This window comes from Thermogemmatispora carboxidivorans (genome assembly GCF_000702505.1).
GTDB classification, from domain to species: Bacteria; Chloroflexota; Ktedonobacteria; order Ktedonobacterales; family Ktedonobacteraceae; genus Thermogemmatispora; species Thermogemmatispora carboxidivorans.
In genome coordinates this window covers 1,165,773-1,188,202 of record NZ_JNIM01000001.1, presented here as the reverse complement: position 1 = coordinate 1,188,202, position 22,430 = coordinate 1,165,773, and the positions used below count along the sequence as shown (strand labels likewise).

Here is a 22,430-nt window from a genome sequence, read left to right as displayed (position 1 = left end):
TCTACTGAAAGCGGAGAGCCAGGGCACGCTGTAATTGCTCTAAGGAGACGTTGCCACCCGAGCAGACAAGGGCAACTTTTTTGCCCCGTAGTTCGTCGCGCAGGCGATAGGCTGCAGCCAGGGCCGCCGCACCCGCCCCCTCGGCCAGCGTATGGGCCAGTTCAGCCATCCAGGCAATCGCCCGCAGAATTTCGTCGTCGGAGACTAGGACGAATTCGCGCAGCTTCTCCTGCAGGATCTGCTGCGGTAAGGCGAAAGAGACTCCGGTCGCCAGCCCTTCCGCCAGAGTGCGATTCGGGGCGGTCACCAGCCGTCTCTGACGCCAGGATTCGTAGGCCGCCGGCGCCGCCTCGGATTGGACGCCGATGACCCGCAGGCCAGGACTGAGCGTGTGAGCTACCAGACAGGCCCCTGCAGCACCGCTGCCACCACCGATGGGGACAATGAGTACCTCCAGGTCGGGACAGTCCTCCAGGATCTCCAGCGCCAGGGTCGCTACTCCTGCAATCAGCAAAGGCTCATCGCCCGAGTGGATGTAGCGGTAGCCTTGCTGGCGAGCCAGCTCTTCGCAGTGGGCCTTGGCTTCATCATAGGTCGGACCGTGAAAGATGACTTCTGCACCCATGCCACGCATGGCCGCTACTTTGCCCGGATTCGCTCTCTCGGGGACGACAATCCGCGCTTTGACCCCGAAGAGACGGGCCGCATAGGCTACCGATTGGCCGTGGTTGCCAGTGGAGGCCGCGATTACCCCCCGGGCACGCTCCTCGGGCGTCAGGCGCGCAATCAGGTTGACACCCCCACGTACTTTGAAGGCGCCTACCGGCTGATAGTTTTCATGTTTGACATAAACCTGGGCTGCGAGCAGCTCGTTGAGCGCCGGATAGCTGTAGAGAGGTGTGCGCGGCAAATAGGGCGCAATTTCTTTTCTGGCACGCAAAACATCTTGAAATGTTGGAATCTGCATCTGCTCTGCCATTCTTCTTCTCATCGGCAACTATTATAATAAGCATGAAGGCTCTTCTCGCTTGCCGCCGCTGGGTCCGGGCATGGCCCTGCTTTGGGGCCGGGCGCCTCCAGGCACTTACCGAGAGACGGGAAGGGGGCGCGCCTGGATAAGCAGTATAGGATCAGTATACCATCTCGCCGGCTGGCCCAGCCTCTTGTCAACCCGTCTATCTCGTGCTATCCTCTCTGGTACCGGAGAGGTGGGGGTGATAGGTAGTCTTCGGTATTGATCCGCAGTGCTGCTCTCAGGGCCACCTGAAGAGCCGGTTGATCACCACAGGCAGCGCCCCATGTCAAAGTCGAGGCCATCCTTGGAATATATCGAGGAGTCAGAGCCAGTAGCCAGCTCTGGCCGCATCTTGCGAGAGATCTATGCCGTGCTGCAGACGGCAGGCGAGCCGCTGAGTGAGGAGAGGCTCATTCAAGATCTTCAGGAACGGGAGGAGCTGGCTTACGAGATCCCCTCGTGCCAGTCGCTCACTCAGCTCCTGGCCAGCTCCGATCTCTTTGAGCGCGATCCTGCCGGACGCTGGCAGCCTGCTATCTGGAGCCTCTGGCAACGCGAGCTGGCGCAACTCGACTTTGTCGTCTTGGATACCGAGACTACGGGTCTGAGAGCGGGGCGAGACCGCATTATTGAGCTTGGAGCCTGGCGCTTGCAAGGTGAGCAGCTCCGCGGGCAATTCCACAGCCTGGTGAATCCCGGGCGGCCAGTGCCAGCAGCTATTGTGCGCTTGACTGGGATCGATGAGCAGGCTCTGGCGAAGGCGCCGCCGATCGAGGTAGTCTTGCCCGAGCTGCTGCGCTTCTGCGCTGGAGCGATCCCCGTCGGCCACAACCTGGACTTCGATCTGCATTTCCTCGCCTACGAAGCGGCTCCGCTCAAGGTGTGTCTGCCCTTCGAAGGGCTTGACGTGCTGACCCTGGCTCGCCGTCTCTTACCTGACCAACGCCGCTTCGGTTTAGCAGCTCTCGCCCGTCGACTGCATGTCTCCCTGACGACTCCCCATCGGGCGCTGGCAGACGCCGAGGCAACCGCCCTGGTCTTTGTCAAGCTCCTGCGGTTGGCCCGCCAAGAGGGCGTAACGACCTATGGGCAGCTGCAGCGATATCTGCGGCCTGCCCTCAGTTGGCCGGAAGAACGAAGCCCAGAGCAGGTCAGGCAGCCAAGCAGGGCAGAGCGACCTACCATTGCCCGGAAGCCTCGTTCCAGAGGACTGTGGCTCAATCCTGCCTGGCGCCGTACGTTTCCCGCCCAGCCCGGCGTCTACTTGATGAAAGATGGCACGGGCCAGGTGCTCTATGTGGGCAAGGCCCGCTGCTTAAAGAATCGCCTGGCCTCCTACTATCACCATCGACCAGGCGTCAGACCCAGAATCGATAACCTGCTCCAGCAGGTGCAGGCTATCGAGACACGCCCTCTCGGCTCGGAGCTGGAGGCGCTGCTCGTCGAGTCCCAGCTGATCAAAGAGCTGCAGCCCCCCTACAACATTCAGCTGCGCGATTACGAGCGCTACCCTTTCCTAGAGATTGACGTGCAGCACCCTTTCCCACGCCTTACCATTACCCACGTACCAGGGACCGAGGGGGCCCGCTACCTCGGCCCTTTCCGCAGCGAACGCAGCCTGACGCTGACACTTGAGCTGCTTCAGCGCCTTTTTCCTCTGGCAACCTGCAATCGCCCCTTGCCGCCCGAAGGGGCACCCAGCGCGCCCTGTCTCCGTTACCATTTGGGGCGCTGTCTGGCTCCCTGTACTGGCCAGCTTGATCCAGCCCGTTACCAGCCGCTGATCGAGGAGGTGTGTGCCTTTCTGGCGGGGAAGCGCCCCGAGCTGCTGGCCCGCGTGCGTCGCCAGATGGAGGAGGCCGCCCAGGCCCTTCACTACGAGCGGGCCGCCCTCCTGCGCGATATGCTCCAGAGCGCCGAGGAGGTGCTGATTAGCCAACACCTGATCAGCAGCACCGTTACCGCTCATAATCTACTCATCGCCTATCCTTCGGCCTGGGAGGGTCACAACGAGATCTTTCTGATCCGTCACGGTCGCCTGCTTGAACTCCAACGGGTCCCGCACGAGGAGCAGGCCACACGCCAGGCCCTGGACAGGTTACTCGCCAGGGCCGCCACTCTGCAGACTCCACCCGCTATGGTGGGACAGGCAGAGATCGATCAGATCATGATCATCAGTCGCTGGCTCAAGCGCCATAGCCAGGACCGTGCCTTCTTCCCCTTTACTGCTCAGGTTCTGGCAGAGAGGCCAGCCCGCGAGCAGCTGATTGCAGGCATCTGGCAAGCACTCTGCACCCAGCGGCAAGGATCGGCTCCGCCATTCCAGCCGGGTGAGCCGGGACCAGACGGCCAGGCGTGCAGACAAAATGGCCCAGATGTGATACCATAGCAGCCACATCCTCGCTCTCCCTTCCTGCCAGCTCCTGACCAGTCCAGTCCAGCCAGTCCAGTCCAGGACAGGAGCCAGCTCATGGCGGTGGTTCGTAGAGCCAGTTCATCCAGCGCGGAGGAAATAATCATCAATGCTGCTATCGGATAAGCGTATCAAAGAGGAGCTTGCACGTGGCAACATCGTTATTGAACCTTTTAACGAGCGCCAGCTAGGAACCAACTCCTATGATTGCCGTCTGGGTGAGTGGTACTTTCAGGGCGATGCAAATGTCGAGATCCTCCACCTGGACAACCCGGAGGAGATTCGGCGCTACTGGGGTGAGCCACGTCGCGCCAAGAACGGCCAGATTGCCATTCGTCCCGGGACGACCATTCTCGCCCACACGCAAGAGATCATCGGCGGTCGCAATGGCTACCTGGGGAAAATGTACGCACGCAGCACCGTCGCTCGCTCGGGCCTCTCGGTCTGTCGCTGCGCCGGTGTGGGTGATGTAGGCTATATCAGCCGCTGGACAATGGAGATTAGCAACCATACCATGACGACCATTGTCGTGCCCGTCGGCTTCCGCATCTGCCAGATCACCTTTGAGTACGTCGGCGAAACGCTCAAGGAATACCAGGGGAAATATGGGCAGCAGCAGGAGTGGACCCCCGAGGATATGCTGCCCAAAGCCTATCTGGACTGGGACTACGCTCTGTACAGCCAACACCGCCGGCGCCATCCGGAAGCCGAGCACGAGGCATAATCAGCTGAGCCGGGCCAGACCCCCAGCAAACCGGCCTCCGCTCCCAGCCTGATCCGCTGCGCCCCACCTTCACACCTCTCTGGAGCAGGCTGGAATTGGCCCGGCTCAGCCTAGCCTGCTGCCAGCAGCTAGGGATTCTCCGCACCCTGCAGCAGATTGATCTGCTCAACCAGCTGGGCATTATGGGCATGCAGTTGATTGATCTGGTCCTGCAACAGGCGTTTTTCCTGCACAACCACATTCAGGCGCTCTTGTAGACGCTGAACGGTTTGCTGCGCCTGCTCCAGCTCATCACTTCTGGAGCCCTGCTCCTGCTGAAGATGCTGATATTCCTGATTTACCCGGTTTAGCTCTTGTCGAGCGGCTTCTAGCTCCTGCTGTGTTTTCTTAAGTGATTCCTGCAGATGCTCTCGCTCATGCTCTATATCGCTCAACTGGCTACGAGCCTGAAGAAGCTGCATTGTCAAATTGCGCATATTCTCCTTATGGGCCTGTTCAACACTCTGCAAATCGTTTTCCAGGCGAGTAATATAGGCTCCATAGCGCCAGCCCAGCAGCACCTCTACCAGATCGCGCTCGGCACTACCCTCCTTCAAGCGCTGGTGCAGTTCTTCCAGCGCCTCAACATTCCAATGGCCTCCAGCCAGAAGGCCGCCGAGGGCCCGCAGGGAAATCTCCAGCTGATCAGGACTCTGGAGGCGCTCCTTGTTGAGCGTGAGGCCATACTGACTCAGGCTGAGAGCCAGCTCGCAGATCTCAGGGTAGGCCCGCAGCATTCCCAGCATACTGACCACCAGATTGGCCAGATCTGGCGGGGTCTCGGGATCATGATACATCTCCCAGAGGGCGGTCTCACCCTCACGGCCCAGGAAGAGGAAGCAACGCATCAAGAGTTCCTGGCGTTCCGAACGCTCATAGAGGGCCTGGACCAGATGCTGCACGATATACTCTCCACCCATCAGGAGAAGCAGAGCCAGAATGCGACGACAGAGCCGCTCATCGCTCTGGGGCTGCTGGACATATTCCAGCAAAGCCGGCACCATCTCCTGACGAGAGGGCTCAGTGCTCGTGGCCTCATCGTGGATACGCTCTTGCAAGAGCGTCGCCGCCATCGCGCTTTCCTGGACCGTTCGGCTGGCCAGATGAGCCAGAAGCTCATCTTTAATGACGAGCGTCGGCATACTGCGGAAGATCTCTAGAGCCGCCTCTCGCCGCTGACGATGCGCCAGATCGCTACAAGCGGCCCAGATAAAAGGGAGGGCAGGCGTACCGATATCGCGCAGGATGCGCCGCGCGGCCCGCGCCACCTGGGGATCTGGATCGGTGATCAGCTCGCCCACAGGAGCAACGGCCAGCTCGCCCAACTCGATCAGGGTAATTTCGGCCCCATGCCGTCGCTCCTCTGAGCGGAGAGCCGCCACCAGGCCCGCCAGCGCCTCGCGTCCAGCAGGCGTCAGACGGCGCCGGGCCAGACGGGCAAGCACTTCTGAGACCCCGCCAAGGAGATAGGCATCACCCAGGCCCTCCAGAAGGGCAGGCACAGCCAAATCAGCAAGATCGCCCGCGAGGATCGCCACCAGGCTCTCATAGGCGCGCGGCGGCAACGAGGGACCAAAGAGCTGGACCACCTGCTCTACAGTCTCTGGCCGCTGACGCACCAGCGAGATCACCAATTGCTGCGCCCGTCGCCGCGCCAGCTCATCCTCTTGGGCCAGGCCCGGAACAATGGTCGAGAGAATGTCCGGCCCGAAGAGCAAGAGAATCGAGACCGCTGCATCGCCACGCTCAGGATCACCAAGCAGACTGATGAGCGGCGGCACGGCCTCAGCAGGATAGCGCACCAGATATTCTGCCAGTACCGGGCGCCAGGCCGGACGATTGAGGACCTCCAGGAGAGCAGGCACCAGGACTTGCCCGGCCATACCATCGAGAATCTGGCGCACATAGCTCCGTGTGCGCGTATCGGGATGGAAGAGTTGATGAACAAGCAGCAGCGCAGCCTCAGCGCCCCGCTCCTGGAAGATCTTCGCTACCTGCTGAACTTGGGCCTCGCTACCGTGGGTTAAGACCCCAATGAGCTGCTCCCCCGGAAATGGCTCCATCCCCAGAATGGCCCGCCGCACCCGCGCCGCAACCACCGTTTCACGCTCCGGCTCGACATCCAGAGCATCCAGAAGATCGGAGAGCGCTACCTCTCGCAGCCGGCTCAGCGCCAGAATGGCCTCTTCAGAGACAAGCGTCTCCTTGCTGTCAAGAAGACCGATCAGCGGCGGCACAACCTGCCCATCAGCGAAGCGACTCAGGGTCCGGATGATCGCTACCGTTAGGAGCGGCTCACTGCGCGCCTCCTCCAAGAGGCTGACCAATGCCGGAATTACTCGCGAATCATCTAATTCTTCGAGTACCTGAATCAAGAGCTGCGTACGACCGGGAACGATCTGCGGTAAAGCCTGCAAAATTGGCTCTACTACCTCCTCACCCATTCCGCTAAGGATACGCGCCGCAAGCGCGGCTACCTGATCTTCGTTGCTATGCAGCACTAGCTCGATCAGGCCCGGAATGCTCTCCGGGACATAGGCATGCTGCAAAGCAATCCCCACTTGCTGACGCACCAGGGGCGAGGCGTCGGCCAGCAGCTTCAGTAGCAGAGGCAGAGCTTGCAGATCGCGTATGCCACCGAGCACCTCGACCAGGCGCGCCCGCACAAGATCGAGGCTTTGTCTTTCTAGCTGTTCCAGGAGCAAAGGCGTCAGGCGCGTATCTCCCTGCTGCAGGACCCGAATAGCGTTGCGCACCAGCAGCTCGTCTGCACTGGCCAGGGCCTGGATGAGGAGCTGAACGCTGTCGGGCCGCGGCTCCCTCTGTAACTGACGGGCGAGCAGATCGCGCGCCGCCCGCTGTACCTCGGGTGGCTGCTGCCCAGAGAGGAGAGGACAGACGGCGCTGAGCACCCGCTCGCGCTGCTCTTCAGAAAGCGCGCGCTGCGGATCGGCCTCGCCGAGAAAATAGTCCAGGACCACCAGAATGGCACGCTGCACCTGACGCGCTGCTGTGCCGCTGGGCAGATACTGCTCCAAGGCGTCAAGCAGCGGCTCCAAGGCTCGCGTGGGGCCAAGGCGAATCAGCGCTTTGAGCGCTCCCTCGACGATGACCTGCTCGCTATCCGCCAGACAATCAAGCAGAGGTTCCACAGCCTGCTGAGCATCACAGCGAGCGAGGATACGCACCGCCGCAGCCCGCAGGCGCAGCGAATGATCGGCTGCTGGCTGCAGCAACTCTGCAGCATAGGGGATTACCCCTTCGCCCAGGCGCCCCAATACAGGAATGAGGCGTCGAACCTGATTATCATAAGCAGGCAGATCAATGACCTCGTAGAGATAATCGAAGAAGCGATCCAAGAGCAACTTCTGGTCGCAGAGCCGCAGCAGGTTTTCGACGCCCGGCACCATCACGGTGGGCAGCAGCCCCTGATAGATCTCCAGCGTACCCTCTGCAGCGAAGCGCCCAATCAGACGAGAGAGCTGCTCAGGGCCTGTCGCATCGCGCAGTATACCACTGAGCAAGCGCAGCAGGCGGGGGGGCAGGCTCAGCGGCTCGTCAGTCATTGAGCGAGGGGGACCCCAGGCCACACCCACACAGATAAGCGCCAAAGCGCCAGCCGCCACGGCAGAGGAGGGATGAGCTTCTCCAAAGCCAGCAAAGCGCTCAGCCAGCGCCAGTGGCTCATCGACGATACCCGCCCACAGAGCAACAGGACCAGCCCAGCGCCCAGCATCACCACAGCAGAGCGCAAGCGCCGCCTGCCGTCCCTCCAGTCCCTGGTCCATCTCCTGATCTAGCTCTAACAAGACCGAGGCCACCAGATATTCCACCAGCCAGAGATGACGGAAGCGCAGGCAGTCGCCCCCGAGCGCCAATAGACCAGCCGCCTCCAGACAGGCGAGCTGCTGCTCCAGGAGCGCTGGCTCAGCCAGCGGAGCCTGGAGATCCTCCGGCAGAACCATCCCTTGCCGCGACAGGAGCGAGCGATTCTCTTCGAACCAGCGAGGCAGGGTCAGCGCCACCGCCCGGGCCACCGTCTTCTGACGACGCCCCTGGGCAGAGGGCAGGACAATGAGATTGCGCGCCCCACTCTGGTAGAGCGCCCAGGCCAGCCGGCGGAGCAGCGCCACTAACTCCTCTTCCGTCAGGCCACGCTTGCCACGGCGCCAGCGCTTTTGCCGCAGCTCTCGCACGAGCAAGAGATGTAGCAGCTGAGCAAGCAGGCGCCCACGGCTATCGAACTGCCCAAGATTCCCCAGATCAAGGGTATCCAGAATCTCCAGAAAGCTAAAGAGGGTGAGCGGCACACTAGACAGATAGCGCAGGCGACTCTCCTCGAGCGCACGCATGATCTGACCAGCGGTGTACTGTCGCCGCGCCAGAATCTGCTGGTCCCGCAACGCCTGCTCAATCAAGCGACGGATGAGCGCCGGCGAGAGCGGCGTAAGGACAGCACAGGCCATTTCTCCCTCTGTCAGCAAGTGCTCCAGCTGCGGCAGAGCGTCATGAGCCAGATCGCAGGCGCTCACTACCAGACGATTGCCCGTTTGATTCATGAGATAGCTCAGCTCAGCGATGATCGCCTCACGGAAGGTCGCCTCGACCAGATGGAAATCATCGCAGAGGAGGAGCAGCTGCCCACGTTCCGCTAGCTGGCCCAGATAGGGCCGCAGATGGCGTAGACCGGGGGCCTGGCTCTCCAACAGGAAGTCAAAAAGAGTTGCCTCCGGCTGCAGGCTAGCCACCTCCAGCTCCTGAGAGGCTGCCGCCTTGCCCTCCCCCTCGCCCTCCTCCACCTCGCCAGTGGCGCTCCGCCCCTTCCCCCCTCCTCGAGCGCCAACCACAATCGATGATCGCCTATTAAGATAGAGACTATAGTGCTCTAGAGAGAGATAGACGGGCAATTTCGTATCTTTTCCTCCACTACGGAGAAAAGCATCGAGAGCCGATCGCAGCAGCATAGAGAGGGCAAAAGTTTTTCCTGCCCCTGAAGTTCCCAGCAGCAGCAGCTGAGCAGAAGGTTCCTGCAACAAAGAGGAGAAAGAAAGGTCCTGTTTATATGGCACAGCGCTCTGATCAGTGATATCCTGGTAGTAAGCGAGCGCCGTTTCATAGGTGCCAGAGGTAGTTGATAGCGGGAGCACAGCCAGGGTATCAGCGGAGGAGGCACGGACGGCTCGGGCATAGGCGCGGAGGGCCAACGGGCGGCGCAGCAGGCCAGTGCTCACAAAGACAAGCAAGCCGACCCCCAAAGGGATGGCCAGCGGCCACCATCCACCGAAGGAGAGCGAAGGAAGCCAGGAAACAAAAGACAATACCAAGGCAGGTTGGCGGCCATCACTCTGTCCTGGTGGCCAGTGAGCAGCCAGTGCTTGCAGCCAGTGCAGCACCAGCTCAACAACAAAGCCAGCCACGGCTGCCAAAGTCCCAGCCAGCAGCGGCCAGGCGAGCAGCTGCCGGGCTGTAGTCCTGCCTCTCAGTTTTTGTACGCTTACGAGGGCCTGTGGAGATCGTTCCGCTCTCATTCCGTCCAGCGACCTTTCGCAGAACTTGCCGGTTGATAGCAGTCACAGTATAGCGTAGCAATGGTGACTTGAACAAGTGTCGACATGGAGGCAACCGGCAGCCAGGAAAAGCCGGCCAACAGGAGGATTATCTTCATACCAGGCAGATTGAAGAACTGATCTGGACGCCAGGGTCAAGGGAAAAGTTGCAAGATTGTGTTGGAGTCCCCCGCCTCAGAGTCGAGGCTACCTTCAGACTTATCCGCTTTTGGGGGCCAGTCAACAAGCCTGTCGAAACGCCTCCAGGTTTCTGCTGACCGATCAGAGTACGGACAAAAGACTCTGGACTGGCAGACAGGCAATACGTCATTGGTAATAGCAGCAGAACAAAGCGAATGGCAAACTCCTCTGTTAGAGCGAAGAGAGAAGCGCACCCCCGCAGAGGGGTCCTATGATGAGGTATCACAATCATGGAGAGAGAGCAACCACCCGGCCAGAACCAGGCAGCAGAGACTCCCGAGATTAGCTCGCAGGATGAGGATACGGTCAAGTTGGCTGCCATCAGGATTCCCGGCAGGCCCTCGCCCAGACGTCCCACACCGCGGGCGGGCATGGGCGCTGGTAGCAGGAGCGACGCTAGAAAGCTGCAAGCGCCTCTCCTGGCACCACTCAACCATCCCAAAGCGGCAGGAGCGGAGACGGAGCAAGGGAGGGAGGAACGAGCCAGGCAGATTGCCCAGGAGGAGACGCGCGAGCTGCCTCTCCCTCCGGCCCCAGCAGAGAAAGCCCCCCAGCTGGCCGAGGTCGAAACAGCCAAGCTACCTGCCGCTGTCACTGCCCCCACGCTTCCACTCCCCAGGCTGGCCAGCATGGCGGAGCGAGCCGTCGCTGCCCTCGCTTTGCTGCCCACCCGCCAACTGCCGGCCCTGCGAGCCGTCAGCAAGGGCGAAGCAGAGCGAGCTTTGCGGCTCAGCCGCGGCCAAGCTTTTAGTCTGCTTCTGCTCCTGCTCATCCTGGTCATCAATGCCACCACAAACAGCCTGGCCCAGTTGCTGGGACCCCAGGGCTGGGCCTTTATGCTTTGGGGTCCAACGGCTGGCTCCAAGAACGTCTTGCAGCAGATCCGCTCGACCTTGCCTTCCGCTACACCGTCAGCCCACGCTACAGAGCAAAGCTCGCAGCAGCTCACGCCTGAGGCCTATATCAATCTGATTCTACGCACGATGACGCTTGATCAAAAGTTAGGGCAAATGCTCTTTGTTCAATTCACTGGACCTTACTATTCGTTGGATCTCAGTACAATGGTCACGCAGGAAAACGTCGGTGCAGTGATCTTATTCACAGCTAACAATAACATCATAAGCGCTCCCCAACTGAAGCAGCTGACTCAAGAGATTCAGAACGGAGCTCGGACCGCCGGCAGTGGCATTCCGCTGCTCATCGCCATCGATCAGGAGGGAGGGATCGTCGATCGCCTGCGCGGCCTCGATGGCCCTCGCCCCTCAGCCGCAGAGATCGGCGCGACTAATGATCCCGAGCGTGCACGGGCCGCCGGTCTACAGGACGCCCACGACCTGGCAGCCTACGGCATTAACTTGAATCTTGCTCCCGTCGTTGACGTAACAAGCGTCTATAACCCTCAACTAGACACTCGCACCTTCGGCAGCAACCCTACCACCGTGACACGCATGGCAGGAGCCTACCTGCAAGGACTACAGCAGAGTGGCCAGGTCTTTGGCACCCTGAAGCACTTCCCGGGCCTGGGCGACGTCAGCGTAGACCCGCACAGCGGGCTACCCGTGCTCACACGCAGCCTGGCCCAGCTCCAGGCCATCGATTGGCAGCCATATCGCACCCTTATTCAACAAGGACAGGTCCATGCCATTATGGTCACCCACGAGATCGTGAAAGCGGTCGACAGCAGCACGCCCTCCTCACTCTCGCCCAAGGTGATCAGCGGCATCCTTCGCCAGCAGCTCGGCTTTCAGGGCGTGGTCATCACTGATAGCCTTACAATGGAGGGGGTCAGCGCACTCTACGATGAAAGCCAGGCAGCAGTGATGGCGGTCCAGGCCGGAGCCGATCTGCTCATGGGGGCAATCTCAGCGCAAACGGCAGGCGCTATGCTGAAAGCACTGAAATCAGCAGTGGAGGAAGGGACGCTGAGTGTCCAGCGCATCGATGAGTCAGTGCGCCGCATTCTGATGCTGAAATACCAATTGGGGCTGCTGCATCTACCACAGTAGCTCTTCTCACCGTTCAGATGATCAGAGACTCTTCTCTCGATGTTTTCGTTTATGAATGCATTCTAACACAAAGAAAGAGAAAACCATAATGCTTCGCTTAGGTATGCCAACAGCTGAACAGGAGAAACGCTGGCATATTACCGTTATTTGCCTGATCGTCGTTGAGACGTTGCTCTTGTTAACGGCGCTGGTGCCAGACCAACTCTGGACGCGCCTGCTGCCTCAATCACCGGCAGCGGCCCTGGACGGTCCCTACCCTCCAGCCCTGGCGCCTCTTGTGGCGGCTTTGCTCTACGTCCTTCCAACCCTGATCGGCTTCCTCTGCCGCGCCTGGCAGCGAGCCTTGCTCTACGCCACCCTGCCAGCCTGGTTCAGCCTGGGTCTCTTTCTGGTGGCCGCCACTTTCAAAATTGGGGCCTTCTACCTGGTCTCGCCGGACCACGTGACAGCCAACGTCAGCATTCTGGAGCTGTTCGCCCTGCTGGGTGGGATTGGTTGGCTAGGGCGGCATCTCTTCAAGCTGCACCAATCTGACTAAAGGTGTATACTACGAGCTATGCAACGACCCAGGTTTCACCCCTTGCGACTGAAACGCCTGTATACTGGTCAGCTCGCCAGTGAGGCTGCTCAGTCCGATCACGGGATGGCAAATCAGGCAGATCAGCCCACACCACAGACCACGCTCCCAGAGGAAGCGAGCGGGCAGGATGGGACCCAGCGCGAAAAGTCGACCCCGAACCGCCCTCACCTCACTGAGGTGGTCGGTACCAGCGTGATCAGCACCAGCGCGAGCAGCAGTAACGGCCCCGCGACCAGGGTGGAGAGCAGCGGGGCCGAGGCTGAGGCACGTCATTTGCTGCGCCGGACCCCCATCAGCTATCTGCTCAATCAGGCATACGGGCTGTGGTTCTTTCTCTCCTCTTTCATTCTGACGCTCATCATTACTCGCGCATTTGTCAATAGCCATGAACTCTATGGCGTCTATGCGGTGGCAATGTCGGCATTTAATACTATTGCCTATATTGTCGCCTTTGGACTGGAAGACGCCACAACGACTTACGTGCCAAGAGTTCTGGCCGAGCATGGGCAGCCAGCAGCGGCATCCTTAATTCGGCGTTTGCTACTCTTACGCAGCCTGACCCTGGTTCTGTGCATGGGAGTGATGCTTTTCGCACTACCCGCCCTGGCCTGGCCTTTTGGTCTCCTTCCCAGCTCCTGGACCTGGGCCAGCGATCTGGCCAGCGGCTTGCGCAATCCCCAGCTCCTGCGTCACATCACGCCTATCGCCTTCTACGTCCTCGGCAATGGCATCATCAGCCTGCAGACTGCCGTCTGCGCCTCTTTCATGCGCATGCGTCTCGTCTTCGTTATCGGCAGTCTTGCCCAGCTGGTGCAGCTTCCTCTGAGCTACCTGGTACTACGGCTGGACAGCAGCGTCGATGGTTTGCTCTGGATGCAGGCCCTGGTTTCGCTTGCCAGCGCCGCAGCTTTCCTGATCTGGCAGGCGCCGCTCTTGCTCCAAGGGGGAGCGCGTTACCGCCAGCCCCTTAAGCCAGTGATTCGCCTCGGGCTTTCGGCCTGGCTTACCAATCTTGTTTCTGGCGCCTTGCTTAAGCAGACAGTGATCATTCTGCTGGGAAGCTTCGCCGTGCCGCTGGCAGAAATCGGCTATTTCAATCTCTCCTACCAGCTTGGTCACACCGCCAGCCTGCTCATGGTCACAGGCTTTGGTGGCGTGGCCGGCTCGGCCCTGGCGGCGGCCTTTGTCGGTCAGAACTATGCCCGTCTCGCGCGTTCCTGGCAGGCCCTCATCAAGATCGAAACGCTGCTAGCGGCCCCGGTGCTGGTCTTCAGCTTCTTCAACGCCTCAGTGATCGCCCACCTGCTCTATCAAGGCTACGAGCCCGTTGGGCCACTCCTCGCCCTCTTCCTGACCTTCCAAATTCTCATCCGGACCCTGGGTACCAGCATTCATCAGTCAACGCTCTACGTGGTGGGGAAAGCCTGGCAGGTAGTACTCGGCCAGTGGATCGGCCTGCTCTCGCTCATCATTCTTGGCATCGCGCTCATCCCTGGCTGGGGGCCGGCGGGTGCCTTGATCGCCGACGGACTGGCCCAGGTCATCGGCGGCGCCTTGCTGCTCGGCTTCCTCTGGCGACTCCTGCCAGAGCGCTATCCTTTGGGTTACACGCTGCGCCTGCTGCTGGCCCTGGCCCTGGCTGCAGCGCCCTCTCTGCTGCTGCATCCCTATAATTTCCCGACTCTCATTCTCGCAGGGCTTATCTACCTGGCCGGAGCGGTTCTACTGCTCCTCCTGATTCGGCCTCTGACTCAAGAGGACCTGGGGCTGCTGCACTCACTGCATCCGCGGCTCGCTCGCTACCTGCGCCCCTTTGCTCGTGCTCAGCGCACAGACCGCGAGCGATAACGGGCTATAATGCGCTGCAGCTCATCCAGGGGCAAGGCATAGGCAGTATGACCCTGCCAACCGCTGAGCGTTTCAGCCGCGGTCAGTGCGTTAAGAATGGCTTCCTCGACCGCCTCGACGGTCGCCTCAAAGAGAAGGTCTAGCCGATCGTGGGGCAACATCGTCAGGGCGTAGGGCCGCTGTTGGCCTGCGGGCAGATGGTTACCGGTGGCAAAGGCCAGGAAGAGATCGCCACTGCCATTGCTGGCGATGCTCCCCACTCGCGCCAGGCCAAGAGCGGCGCGGCGCGCCAGCCGCTGGCACTGCAAGGGCAAGAGCGGCGCATCCGTGGCAATAATACCAATGATTGAGCCCGCTCCCTCTCGTCCAGCAGCCGGCGGCGAAGTAGACCAGGGACTGGGGACCAGCTCGTAGCCGAGTTCGCGGCCCACTGGTACCCCAGCGACGTGCAGCAGATAGCGTGCACCATAGTTGGCCTGGACAAGGGACCCCACGACATAGCGCGCATCTCCCAGATCGACCAGGCGCGAGGCGGTCCCGATCCCCCCCTTTAGCTCGTGGCAGATCATACCGGTACCACCACCGACGTTGCCCTCGGGGACGGTGCCCCCCTTCGCCGTCGCCAGCGCCTCAAAGACATGCTCCTTGCGCACATGGAAGGCAGCAATATCGTTGAGCCAGCCATCCCAGGTCTCGCCTACCACCGGCAAGGCCCCAGTCCAGGAAGAAGAAACCGCCGCCAGACTGGCCTCACCCTGCTGCTCCGTAGGGAAAGCGCAGAGAGCATCGCGCACCACGCCGACGGCATTGGTATTAGTAATAGCAATCGGCGTATGGAGCAGGCCGGCCTCCTCTATCCAGGCCGTGCCAGTCATCTCACCACAGCCGTTGAGGCTGAAATAGCCAGCGAAAGCTTGATCCGTCCAGATCCTGCCCTCACGCGGCACAATCACCGTGACCCCAGTACGGGCCACGCGCGGCTCATCGTAGATGAGCGTACAGTGGCCCACCAGAACCCCAGGCACATCGGTAATGGCATTGAAGCGACCTGGAGGCAGATGCCCCAGACTGATACCCAGGTCACGCAGGCGTGCTCGCGTCATCGCTCGTTCTTCCTCCTGATGAGATCAAGGCTTCTCCTTTCATATTGCACTTGCTCAAGCCGAGGATGGAGCTGGTCCTCCTCCCCCTCAGCCTTACAGAGCGGCCAGTGAGCGACGAGAAAGCCACCCCGTCCTACGGCGTCCTACTGCGCCAGCAGGTAGCGCCCATCATTGAGCAGCTCGGCATAGACATTCAGAACCTGCGAGGCGATCTGCTGCCAGTTAAAGCGCATCACCGAGGGGCGCGCGGCCCGGCGCATCTGAGCCAGTAAGAGAGGATGACGTAGCATGAAATCCAGACGCTCAGCGAAGAAGCTCGGGCAACGAGGCACCAAATAGCCGGTCTCGCCGTGGCGCACAATGGCGGCCAGCCCTCCGACGCGCGTAGCCACCACCGGCGTTCCACAAGCCAGCGACTCCACCGCCGCCAGCCCAAAGCTTTCGTTACAAGAAGGCACGACCGTCACATCGACAGCGCTGTAGATAAAAGGCATCTCACACGGCGGCAAAGCTCCCAGAAAATGTACCCGATCAGCCAGGCCGAGCGAGGCCGCCAGTCGACGCAGATGCTGAAGCTCACGGTCACCACGTAGCTTGCCACCAACAATGACCGCCTCAGCTTGCTCTTCCATTTGCGCCAACGCCCGCAGGAGTAGATCAGGCCCTTTGAAAGGGTCCAGGCGGCCCGCAAAAAGGAGCAGAGGCCGCTCCAACGGCAGACAGTAGCGCTGACGAGCCTGGGAACGATCCTGGGGAACAAAGTGCCGCAGATCAATACCACAGGGGATGACACTGATACGGGCGGGAGAGGCCGCATAGAGATTCATGAGCTGGAGCCGCTCCTCAGCTGTCGCGGCAATAATGCGATCGGCTGCGGCGGCGACTTGCTTTTCCATCTCAGCGCGCAGGGGAGGCTCCTGACTGGTGGGATCACTGAGCAGCTTCACCCGGGCCAGCGTGTGAAACATCGCCACGTGAGCAACCTGCCAGCGACTGGCCAGCTCCAGACCAGCACAGGCAGAAAGCCAGTAGTGGCTGTGAATCAGGTCATAGCTCAGATCCTCAGCCTGACGGAACGCCTCGACCGCGGCACAAAACTGGGGCAGATACGCAGAGAGATCTTGCTTCGGTAGACGTGCGACCGGACCAGCCTCAATGTGGATGACTCGCGTGCGTGGCCCTAGTAGAACAATCGGGGGAAGATGAGCATCAGTACGACGGGTAAAGATATCAACGGCAACCTGGCGCTGCCCAAGCTCACGCGCCAGAGAACGAATATAGACATTCATGCCGCCAGCGTCCGGCGTCTGCCCCGGCATGTCCAGCGGAGACGTGTGGACGCAGAGCATGGCAACGGCATGCCTCATAATGCGCAAACTCCTTCTCGTCACCAGAATTGGATCAACCTTTACGAGTTGCAAATGCGGGGCCAGCGCCCTTCGCTTGCTATCAAGAGCAGATGCGCGGACACAGGCGTCCCTCCTTTCCTCTCCTGAAAACAGGCGGAAGACAACAATGTACCATCAAGGCTACAGCGCCATGCTGTAGCCATTATATAGAACACGCGGGCAAAGCGCGGATATTTCCGCTGGGGCTGTCGGCTCAGGTCAGGCTGGCTCACGAGCGCTTCTGACGCTCCTGTTTTCGCACCGTTTCGATAGCATCGAACATTTCATGCATATCGATCCCGCGTCCCCGAGAGATTTCCTGGAGGCAGGCGACACGGCGCTTAAAGGCAGCCCTGAACTCCTGGGAGGACAGGCCGGTGATCGTCGTCAGCTCATCGAGCACGCAGGCATCAGCATGCTCAAAGCTATCGTCTTCTGGATTCCAGATGGAAAGAGGCAGCCTGACGATCTCCTCGGGCCGATCGGGCGGAGCTACAGGGTGCAGATAATGGGTGGTAAACCAGCGGCGGCGCGGAGGGTAGATGCGTCCTACCAGGCCCATATTGACCACCAGGCCCAGACGACGAATATCCTCGACGTCCAGACGCAGATCGCGGCGGTACATATGGATGACATCATCAATTGTATCGGCATGCACACTAGTAGCGATATGGAAGCCTTGAGCGGGGAGCCTCAGATAGCGACGGGCCACCCGCCCCCACATATAAATCGGCAAATGATCGCTGACCTCATTGCAGAGAGCATAGGTGCGAGTGGGATCGACATCCGGCAAGCGCGTGAAAGAGAAATCCTCATACATGCCGGACATATAGGCCAGCGCCGTCCCTTCAGGAAGAAACTGGAGCAGAGCATTCAGAGTGGTGGTCTTGCCAACACCGGGCTGAGGATCAGTCGGCCCAGCCACAGTGAGCGAGGCGCCGTGCTCCAGCATGAGCCAGATCAAGGCTACCGTCTCCGCATCAGCCGAGCCCAGGGCGATGATCTGCGCAACCGAGAGCGGGCGGCGTGACTCGTAATGCCACCAGTAGCGCTCGTAAGGATCTCGCGGATCAAACATGCTGCTTCTTTCCTTCCAGCACTCTCTCAGCATACACAATAGCCAGACAGCGCGCTAAGCCTCTCCTTCTATTGTACCTTTTTCCCCAGACTGCGTGCCAGCGCCTGGCGAGGCCGCCACCGGCGCGCGCAACCAGCCCGGGCGCGGAGTCCAGCCAACAGCAACCAGACGAGGAGGTAACTCTCTCTCCAGTTCTACGATACTCACAGAGGCATTATCGATCCCCAACAGGGGTGCCCGTACCGGAGGCAAGCCACTGTAGTGAGCCAGGAGCAGCTTGATCACATCGGCATGGGCGACAAAGAGCGGCCAGGCACCTGCCTCGGGGCGCTGGCGCCAGCGCTCCACAGCGGCCACGGCCCGCTGTTGGACCTGGGGAAAGGTCTCAACGTCGGAGGCAGGAGCCACAGTCGGATCTTGCACAAACGCTTTCCAGGCGGGATCTTTCTTGAGCAGCTCATCATAACGCTCACCAGCCCAGTGCCCCACATCGGTATCCATCAGATCAGGCTCCAGCCAGATCTCCAGGCCCCAACTCTGGGCCAGAATTTCCGCTGTGTCGCGGGCCCGCTCTAACGGACTACTGATAACGGCACTGACCGGCAGCACACGCAAAGCTTCGGCCAGGCGCGCTACCTGCTGCCTCCCCTGATCGGTCAAAGGGATGCCAGGCAAGCGGCCAGGCAGGCGATGCTCAATGTTCCAGGAAGTCTGACCATGACGCACAAAGAGCAGGGTTTGTTTCTTCTCCATTGGGCTTGCAGCGTCGCTCCCCACAGATTGGTCTTGCCGCCACCCAAGCAGGAGCCGGCGGCGCCACCTGAAGAGGCGATACCTCGTCGTGCCCACAAGCCCCAACACCTGGCCCCAACCAACGAGACGCTCCCAGGTAAGGCGCCAGCGTGCTCGGGATAGGTAGCGACAGAACCAGCTCTGAGTCACGGCAACACTCCAACGGCCCGCGAGGCAGGCAAGCGAATAAGGATAAGGCGGTCCCCTGACCGAGAGCGAGACTGAGGGCGGTCCTCACAAGACAGGGTTCCTCAGCAGCAGCAGTTGCCTCACAGCCGTGTAGCTTCCATTCTAGCAGGGAGAGAGGGAGGGGTGCAACCTGGCTGCCGCCCGGCCCCTCGCCCAGGCAGGACGCCACACGAAGGCCCAACAGTCGGACCGCCAGTCAAGGTCAGACCCGGGCAGGCCAGAGACAAAGAAAAAGGCCCTGATCACTGTCGATGATCAGGGCTTCTCAATCGGCGTGCCTGAGAGGGTTCGAACCTCTGACCTTTGGCTCCGCAGGCCAACGCTCTATCCACTGAGCTACAGGCACACTTACCACTTATCGTTTCCGCCTTGTAGGATACAAAAAATTTTGAGCCTTGTCAAGAGGGGAATTGACCAGTCTGGAGAATTTGGGGGCGGCTCCATGCACAGGAAAGGAAGACTCCCAGCTCTACTGCGGACGCCGAACAACCCTTTCTGCAATGGAGGCCCCCAGGTGAGGCTGGCAGCGCTGTCGGTCTGGCCGCCTGGACCCGCCTGGCCCTTCAGCCTACCTCAGCCTGGCCGAGACAGCCGCCCCGCGCCCTGGCCTGGCTCAGCAGCGCTGATCAGCCAGGCAGAAGCAAGCAGGCTCCGTGTTCTGTCCCGCCCTATGCCTGACCCCCGTGGGGACCAGCAAAAGGCCAGCCACACAGGCCAGCAGGAAGCAGTCTCTACCAAGGAGCAGCCCAGCATGGTCCAGGGCATAGCTGGCATTCCAGACCTTCCAGCCCAAGCATCAGCCAGATACGAGGCACCTGGCCAGAGACAAGCCAGAGTGGATTAGGCCAGGTCAGACTAAGAGACAATGCCGCTGATCACATCCCGAGCACGGTTCAGGGCCTCGCGACGCACATAGTAATAAGCCCAGAGGCCCTTTTTACGGCAATCCACCAGGCCCGCATCTCGCAAAATACGGAGATGATGCGAGATAGTCGGTTGCTCCAGGGTAAAGCTTTCCACAATCTCAAAGACACACACCTCCCCTTCATAGCGACTTAACAGGCTCAGGATGCGCAGGCGCGTGGGGTCGGCCAGCGCCTTCAGCAAGCGAGCCTGGCCAATGGCTTCATCTTCGCTGAGAGCCGGCACAAACTTGGGTCCCACTCCCACCGAAGAGTGATGGGATGAACCCGACTGCCGACTCAAGACGCTCAGTGATCCCGTTGAAGCTGACTGTGTATTGCGAGTTGTGTTTCCCTGATTCGTTGTGGCCATTGTCTTCTTCTCCTTCCATCCTCCCATCCGGGTGATTTGAAACTTTCTCTAGATCTGGGGGGATCTACTTCCAGTATACTTGCCTATCCAAATCGTATTAAGGAGAAATCTATCGTTAACTCACAAGCGAATTTTTGGGCAAGAAAAAGATGCAAATTTTACTAAACAATATTAGCAAATTCAGATGCATATAAATATTAACCTTCAATTAATTGTCTATAGAGAAAAAGCAGTAGACTAAAGGGGGAGGCGGGAGCCGAAGCGGCAGCAGCGGGCAGGAGCAACCCCCGTCTCTTCGCAGCAGAGTTGGCTGCCCGCAGGGCCTGTACAGCCCTTGTGATCTGAGGATGTGTCCCTCAGTGCTGGACAGGAGGCCGGGGAGCCTTCTCTTCGGTCCGCACCTGAAGATGGAGTTCTTGCAGTTGCTGCTCATCCACAGGCGAAGGAGCGTTCAGCAGCAGATCCTGAGCGCTCTGCGTCTTGGGGAAGGCTATCACCTCGCGAATCGTCTGCTCACCGGCGAGAATCATCACCAGGCGGTCCAGGCCCAGAGCGATGCCACCGTGAGGAGGGGCGCCGTATTCGAAGGCCTCCAGCATATGGCCGAAGCGATCGTGAATCTGCTCGTCGCTATAATTCATCAAAGAGAAGACCTTGTGGAGGAGGGAAGCGATATTGATACGGACGCTGCCCCCGCCGATCTCGGTACCATTGCAAATGATATCGTACTGGTGCGAACGCACTTTCAGCGGTTCCGTCTCCAGCAAAGGCACATCCTCCTCACGCATTCCCGAGAACGGATTATGTTCGGCCTCGTAGCGTCTCTCCTCCTCGTTATAGCTGAGCAGAGGGAAGTCAACGACCCAACAGAAGGCCAATTCCTGGGGATCGATCAGCCTTAGGCGCTCTGCCAGGCGCAGACGCAGGCGAGAGAGCACCTCATTGCAGACCTCAACGCGATCGGCCACGAAGAGCAGGAGGTCGCCCGGGCCAGCCTGCATGCGGCTGACAATGGCCTGGAGCTGCTCCGCCGGCAAGAATTTCGTCAGGGCAGACTTCAGCTCGCCCGTTGGGCTGATGGCCAACGAGACCAGGCCTTTCGCTCCCAGGCTGCGAGCAAACTCTGTCAGCTCCTCCACCTCGCGCCGACTATAGCCCGCCGCCCCTGGAACACGGATACCCTTGACTGTGCCGCCGGCGGCGAGGGCCTGCTGAAAGACCCCAAAGTTGCCAGCCGCCAGGTCGGAGATGGTCACCAGCGGCAGCTCAAAGCGCAGGTCGGGGCGATCAGTGCCGTAGCGCTCTAGTGCCTCCTCATAGGAGAGGCGCGGGAACGGCTTCTGCTTGATACGCAGCTGCGTCACCTGCTCAACCAAAAAGATCAGCAGCCCCTCGATGAGGTTCATCACATCGTTCTCATCGACAAAGGCCATCTCGATATCCAGCTGCGTAAACTCCGGCTGCCGATCCGAGCGCTGGTCCTCATCGCGGAAACAGCGGGCGATCTGAAAGTAGCGGTCCAGCCCGGCGACCATCAGCAGCTGCTTGAGCTGCTGGGGCGACTGCGGCAAAGCGTAGAATTGACCGGGATAGAGCCGGCTCGGCACCAGGTAATCGCGCGCCCCCTCAGGTGTACTCTTGATCAAAATGGGCGTCTCAATCTCCAAAAAGCCACGCTCATCTAGATAGTCACGCATCGCCTTGATCAAACGATGGCGCAGGACCATGTTCTTCTGCATCCTGGACCGTCGCAGATCAAGATAGCGATACTTCAGGCGCAGGGTCTCCTCAACCCGGCTATCATCAGAGATCGAGAAAGGGGGGACACGCGAGGAATTCAGGAGGCGAATGGTGGCAGCCACAACCTCAATGTCTCCTGTCTCCAAATGGGGATTCTCCGTACCCGGCAGGCGCTGCACCACCGTTCCCGTCACCTCGATCACATACTCCGCTCGCAGCTCGCTGGCAACGTGATAAGCCTCCTGCGAACGTGAGGGATCACAGACAATCTGCGTGATGCCATAACGATCACGTAGATCAAGAAAAATCAGCCCACCATGATCGCGCCGGCGATTGACCCAGCCCGCCAGGCGCACCTGCTGCCCACAGTGCTCTCGACGCAACTCTCCACAGGTATGAGTACGATAATGTACGGCGAAACTCACGGTTGCTCAGAACTCCTTCTTCACTGCCATTCAGTCACGCACACATACGCACACGTTAGAGGAGAACC

Annotated in this window: 13 protein-coding genes and 1 tRNA gene; 5 read left to right on the top strand and 9 right to left on the bottom strand. The window is 60.2% G+C overall.

Annotated elements, in window-relative coordinates; all coding sequences use genetic code 11:
- Window position 1 precedes the first annotated feature (1 nt).
- Entirely contained in the window at window positions 2-979 is a 978-nt protein-coding gene (locus tag N688_RS04730) for a threonine ammonia-lyase (protein WP_238321066.1), read from the bottom strand.
- Between the two features lie 319 nt (window positions 980-1,298).
- Here N688_RS04730 and N688_RS04725 point away from each other — a divergent pair, with 319 nt between their 5' ends.
- Together N688_RS04725 and dcd are read left to right on the top strand one after the other, a co-directional pair.
- On the top strand, window positions 1,299-3,404 hold the full coding sequence (locus N688_RS04725; RefSeq protein ID WP_081838519.1) for an exonuclease domain-containing protein: 2,106 nt from the start codon (window positions 1,299-1,301) through the stop codon (window positions 3,402-3,404).
- Between the two features lie 133 nt (window positions 3,405-3,537).
- Complete coding sequence (dcd, locus tag N688_RS04720; RefSeq protein WP_052888204.1) at window positions 3,538-4,152, top strand: dCTP deaminase; 615 nt, start codon at window positions 3,538-3,540, stop codon at window positions 4,150-4,152.
- A 128-nt stretch (window positions 4,153-4,280) separates the two neighbouring features.
- Here dcd and N688_RS04715 read toward each other — a convergent pair whose 3' ends face one another.
- Complete coding sequence (locus tag N688_RS04715) at window positions 4,281-9,608, bottom strand: HEAT repeat domain-containing protein (RefSeq protein WP_156025296.1); 5,328 nt, start codon at window positions 9,606-9,608, stop codon at window positions 4,281-4,283.
- 560 nt (window positions 9,609-10,168) lie between these two features.
- On the opposite strand from N688_RS04715, the gene N688_RS04710 reads away from it, so the two are divergent.
- From N688_RS04710 to N688_RS04700, 3 genes are all read left to right on the top strand, one after another.
- Window positions 10,169-11,944: a glycoside hydrolase family 3 protein gene (locus N688_RS04710; RefSeq protein ID WP_052888202.1), complete on the top strand. Its 1,776-nt coding sequence runs from the start codon at window positions 10,169-10,171 to the stop codon at window positions 11,942-11,944.
- 88 nt (window positions 11,945-12,032) lie between these two features.
- Window positions 12,033-12,482 carry a hypothetical protein gene (locus tag N688_RS04705; RefSeq protein WP_052888201.1) on the top strand — a complete coding sequence of 150 codons (450 nt, stop codon included), beginning with the start codon at window positions 12,033-12,035 and terminating at the stop codon, window positions 12,480-12,482.
- Window positions 12,483-12,500: 18 nt separating this feature from the next.
- Window positions 12,501-14,372 (top strand): lipopolysaccharide biosynthesis protein, encoded by a 1,872-nt coding sequence (locus tag N688_RS04700; RefSeq protein WP_052888200.1) that lies wholly within the window; start codon window positions 12,501-12,503, stop codon window positions 14,370-14,372.
- On the opposite strand, the gene N688_RS04695 is transcribed toward N688_RS04700, so the two are convergent.
- The 7 genes from N688_RS04695 to aspS form a co-directional block, all read right to left on the bottom strand.
- Entirely contained in the window at window positions 14,348-15,475 is a 1,128-nt protein-coding gene (locus N688_RS04695) for a DmpA family aminopeptidase (RefSeq protein WP_052888199.1), read from the bottom strand. The two genes, N688_RS04700 and N688_RS04695, sit on opposite strands and share 25 nt — an antisense overlap.
- A gap of 143 nt (window positions 15,476-15,618) precedes the next feature.
- A complete protein-coding gene (locus N688_RS04690; protein ID WP_052888198.1) occupies window positions 15,619-16,842 on the bottom strand; it encodes a glycosyltransferase in 1,224 nt (407 codons plus the stop codon).
- A 250-nt stretch (window positions 16,843-17,092) separates the two neighbouring features.
- On the bottom strand, window positions 17,093-17,941 hold the full coding sequence (locus tag N688_RS04685; RefSeq protein ID WP_052888197.1) for a hypothetical protein: 849 nt from the start codon (window positions 17,939-17,941) through the stop codon (window positions 17,093-17,095).
- 54 nt (window positions 17,942-17,995) lie between these two features.
- Window positions 17,996-18,694 (bottom strand): histidine phosphatase family protein, encoded by a 699-nt coding sequence (locus N688_RS04680; protein WP_052888196.1) that lies wholly within the window; start codon window positions 18,692-18,694, stop codon window positions 17,996-17,998.
- Between the two features lie 501 nt (window positions 18,695-19,195).
- Window positions 19,196-19,268, bottom strand: a tRNA-Arg gene (locus N688_RS04675).
- 509 nt (window positions 19,269-19,777) lie between these two features.
- Window positions 19,778-20,197 carry an ArsR/SmtB family transcription factor gene (locus N688_RS04665; protein ID WP_081838518.1) on the bottom strand — a complete coding sequence of 140 codons (420 nt, stop codon included), beginning with the start codon at window positions 20,195-20,197 and terminating at the stop codon, window positions 19,778-19,780.
- Window positions 20,198-20,553: 356 nt separating this feature from the next.
- On the bottom strand, window positions 20,554-22,362 hold the full coding sequence (aspS, locus tag N688_RS04660) for an aspartate--tRNA ligase (RefSeq protein WP_052888194.1): 1,809 nt from the start codon (window positions 22,360-22,362) through the stop codon (window positions 20,554-20,556).
- Window positions 22,363-22,430 lie beyond the last annotated feature (68 nt).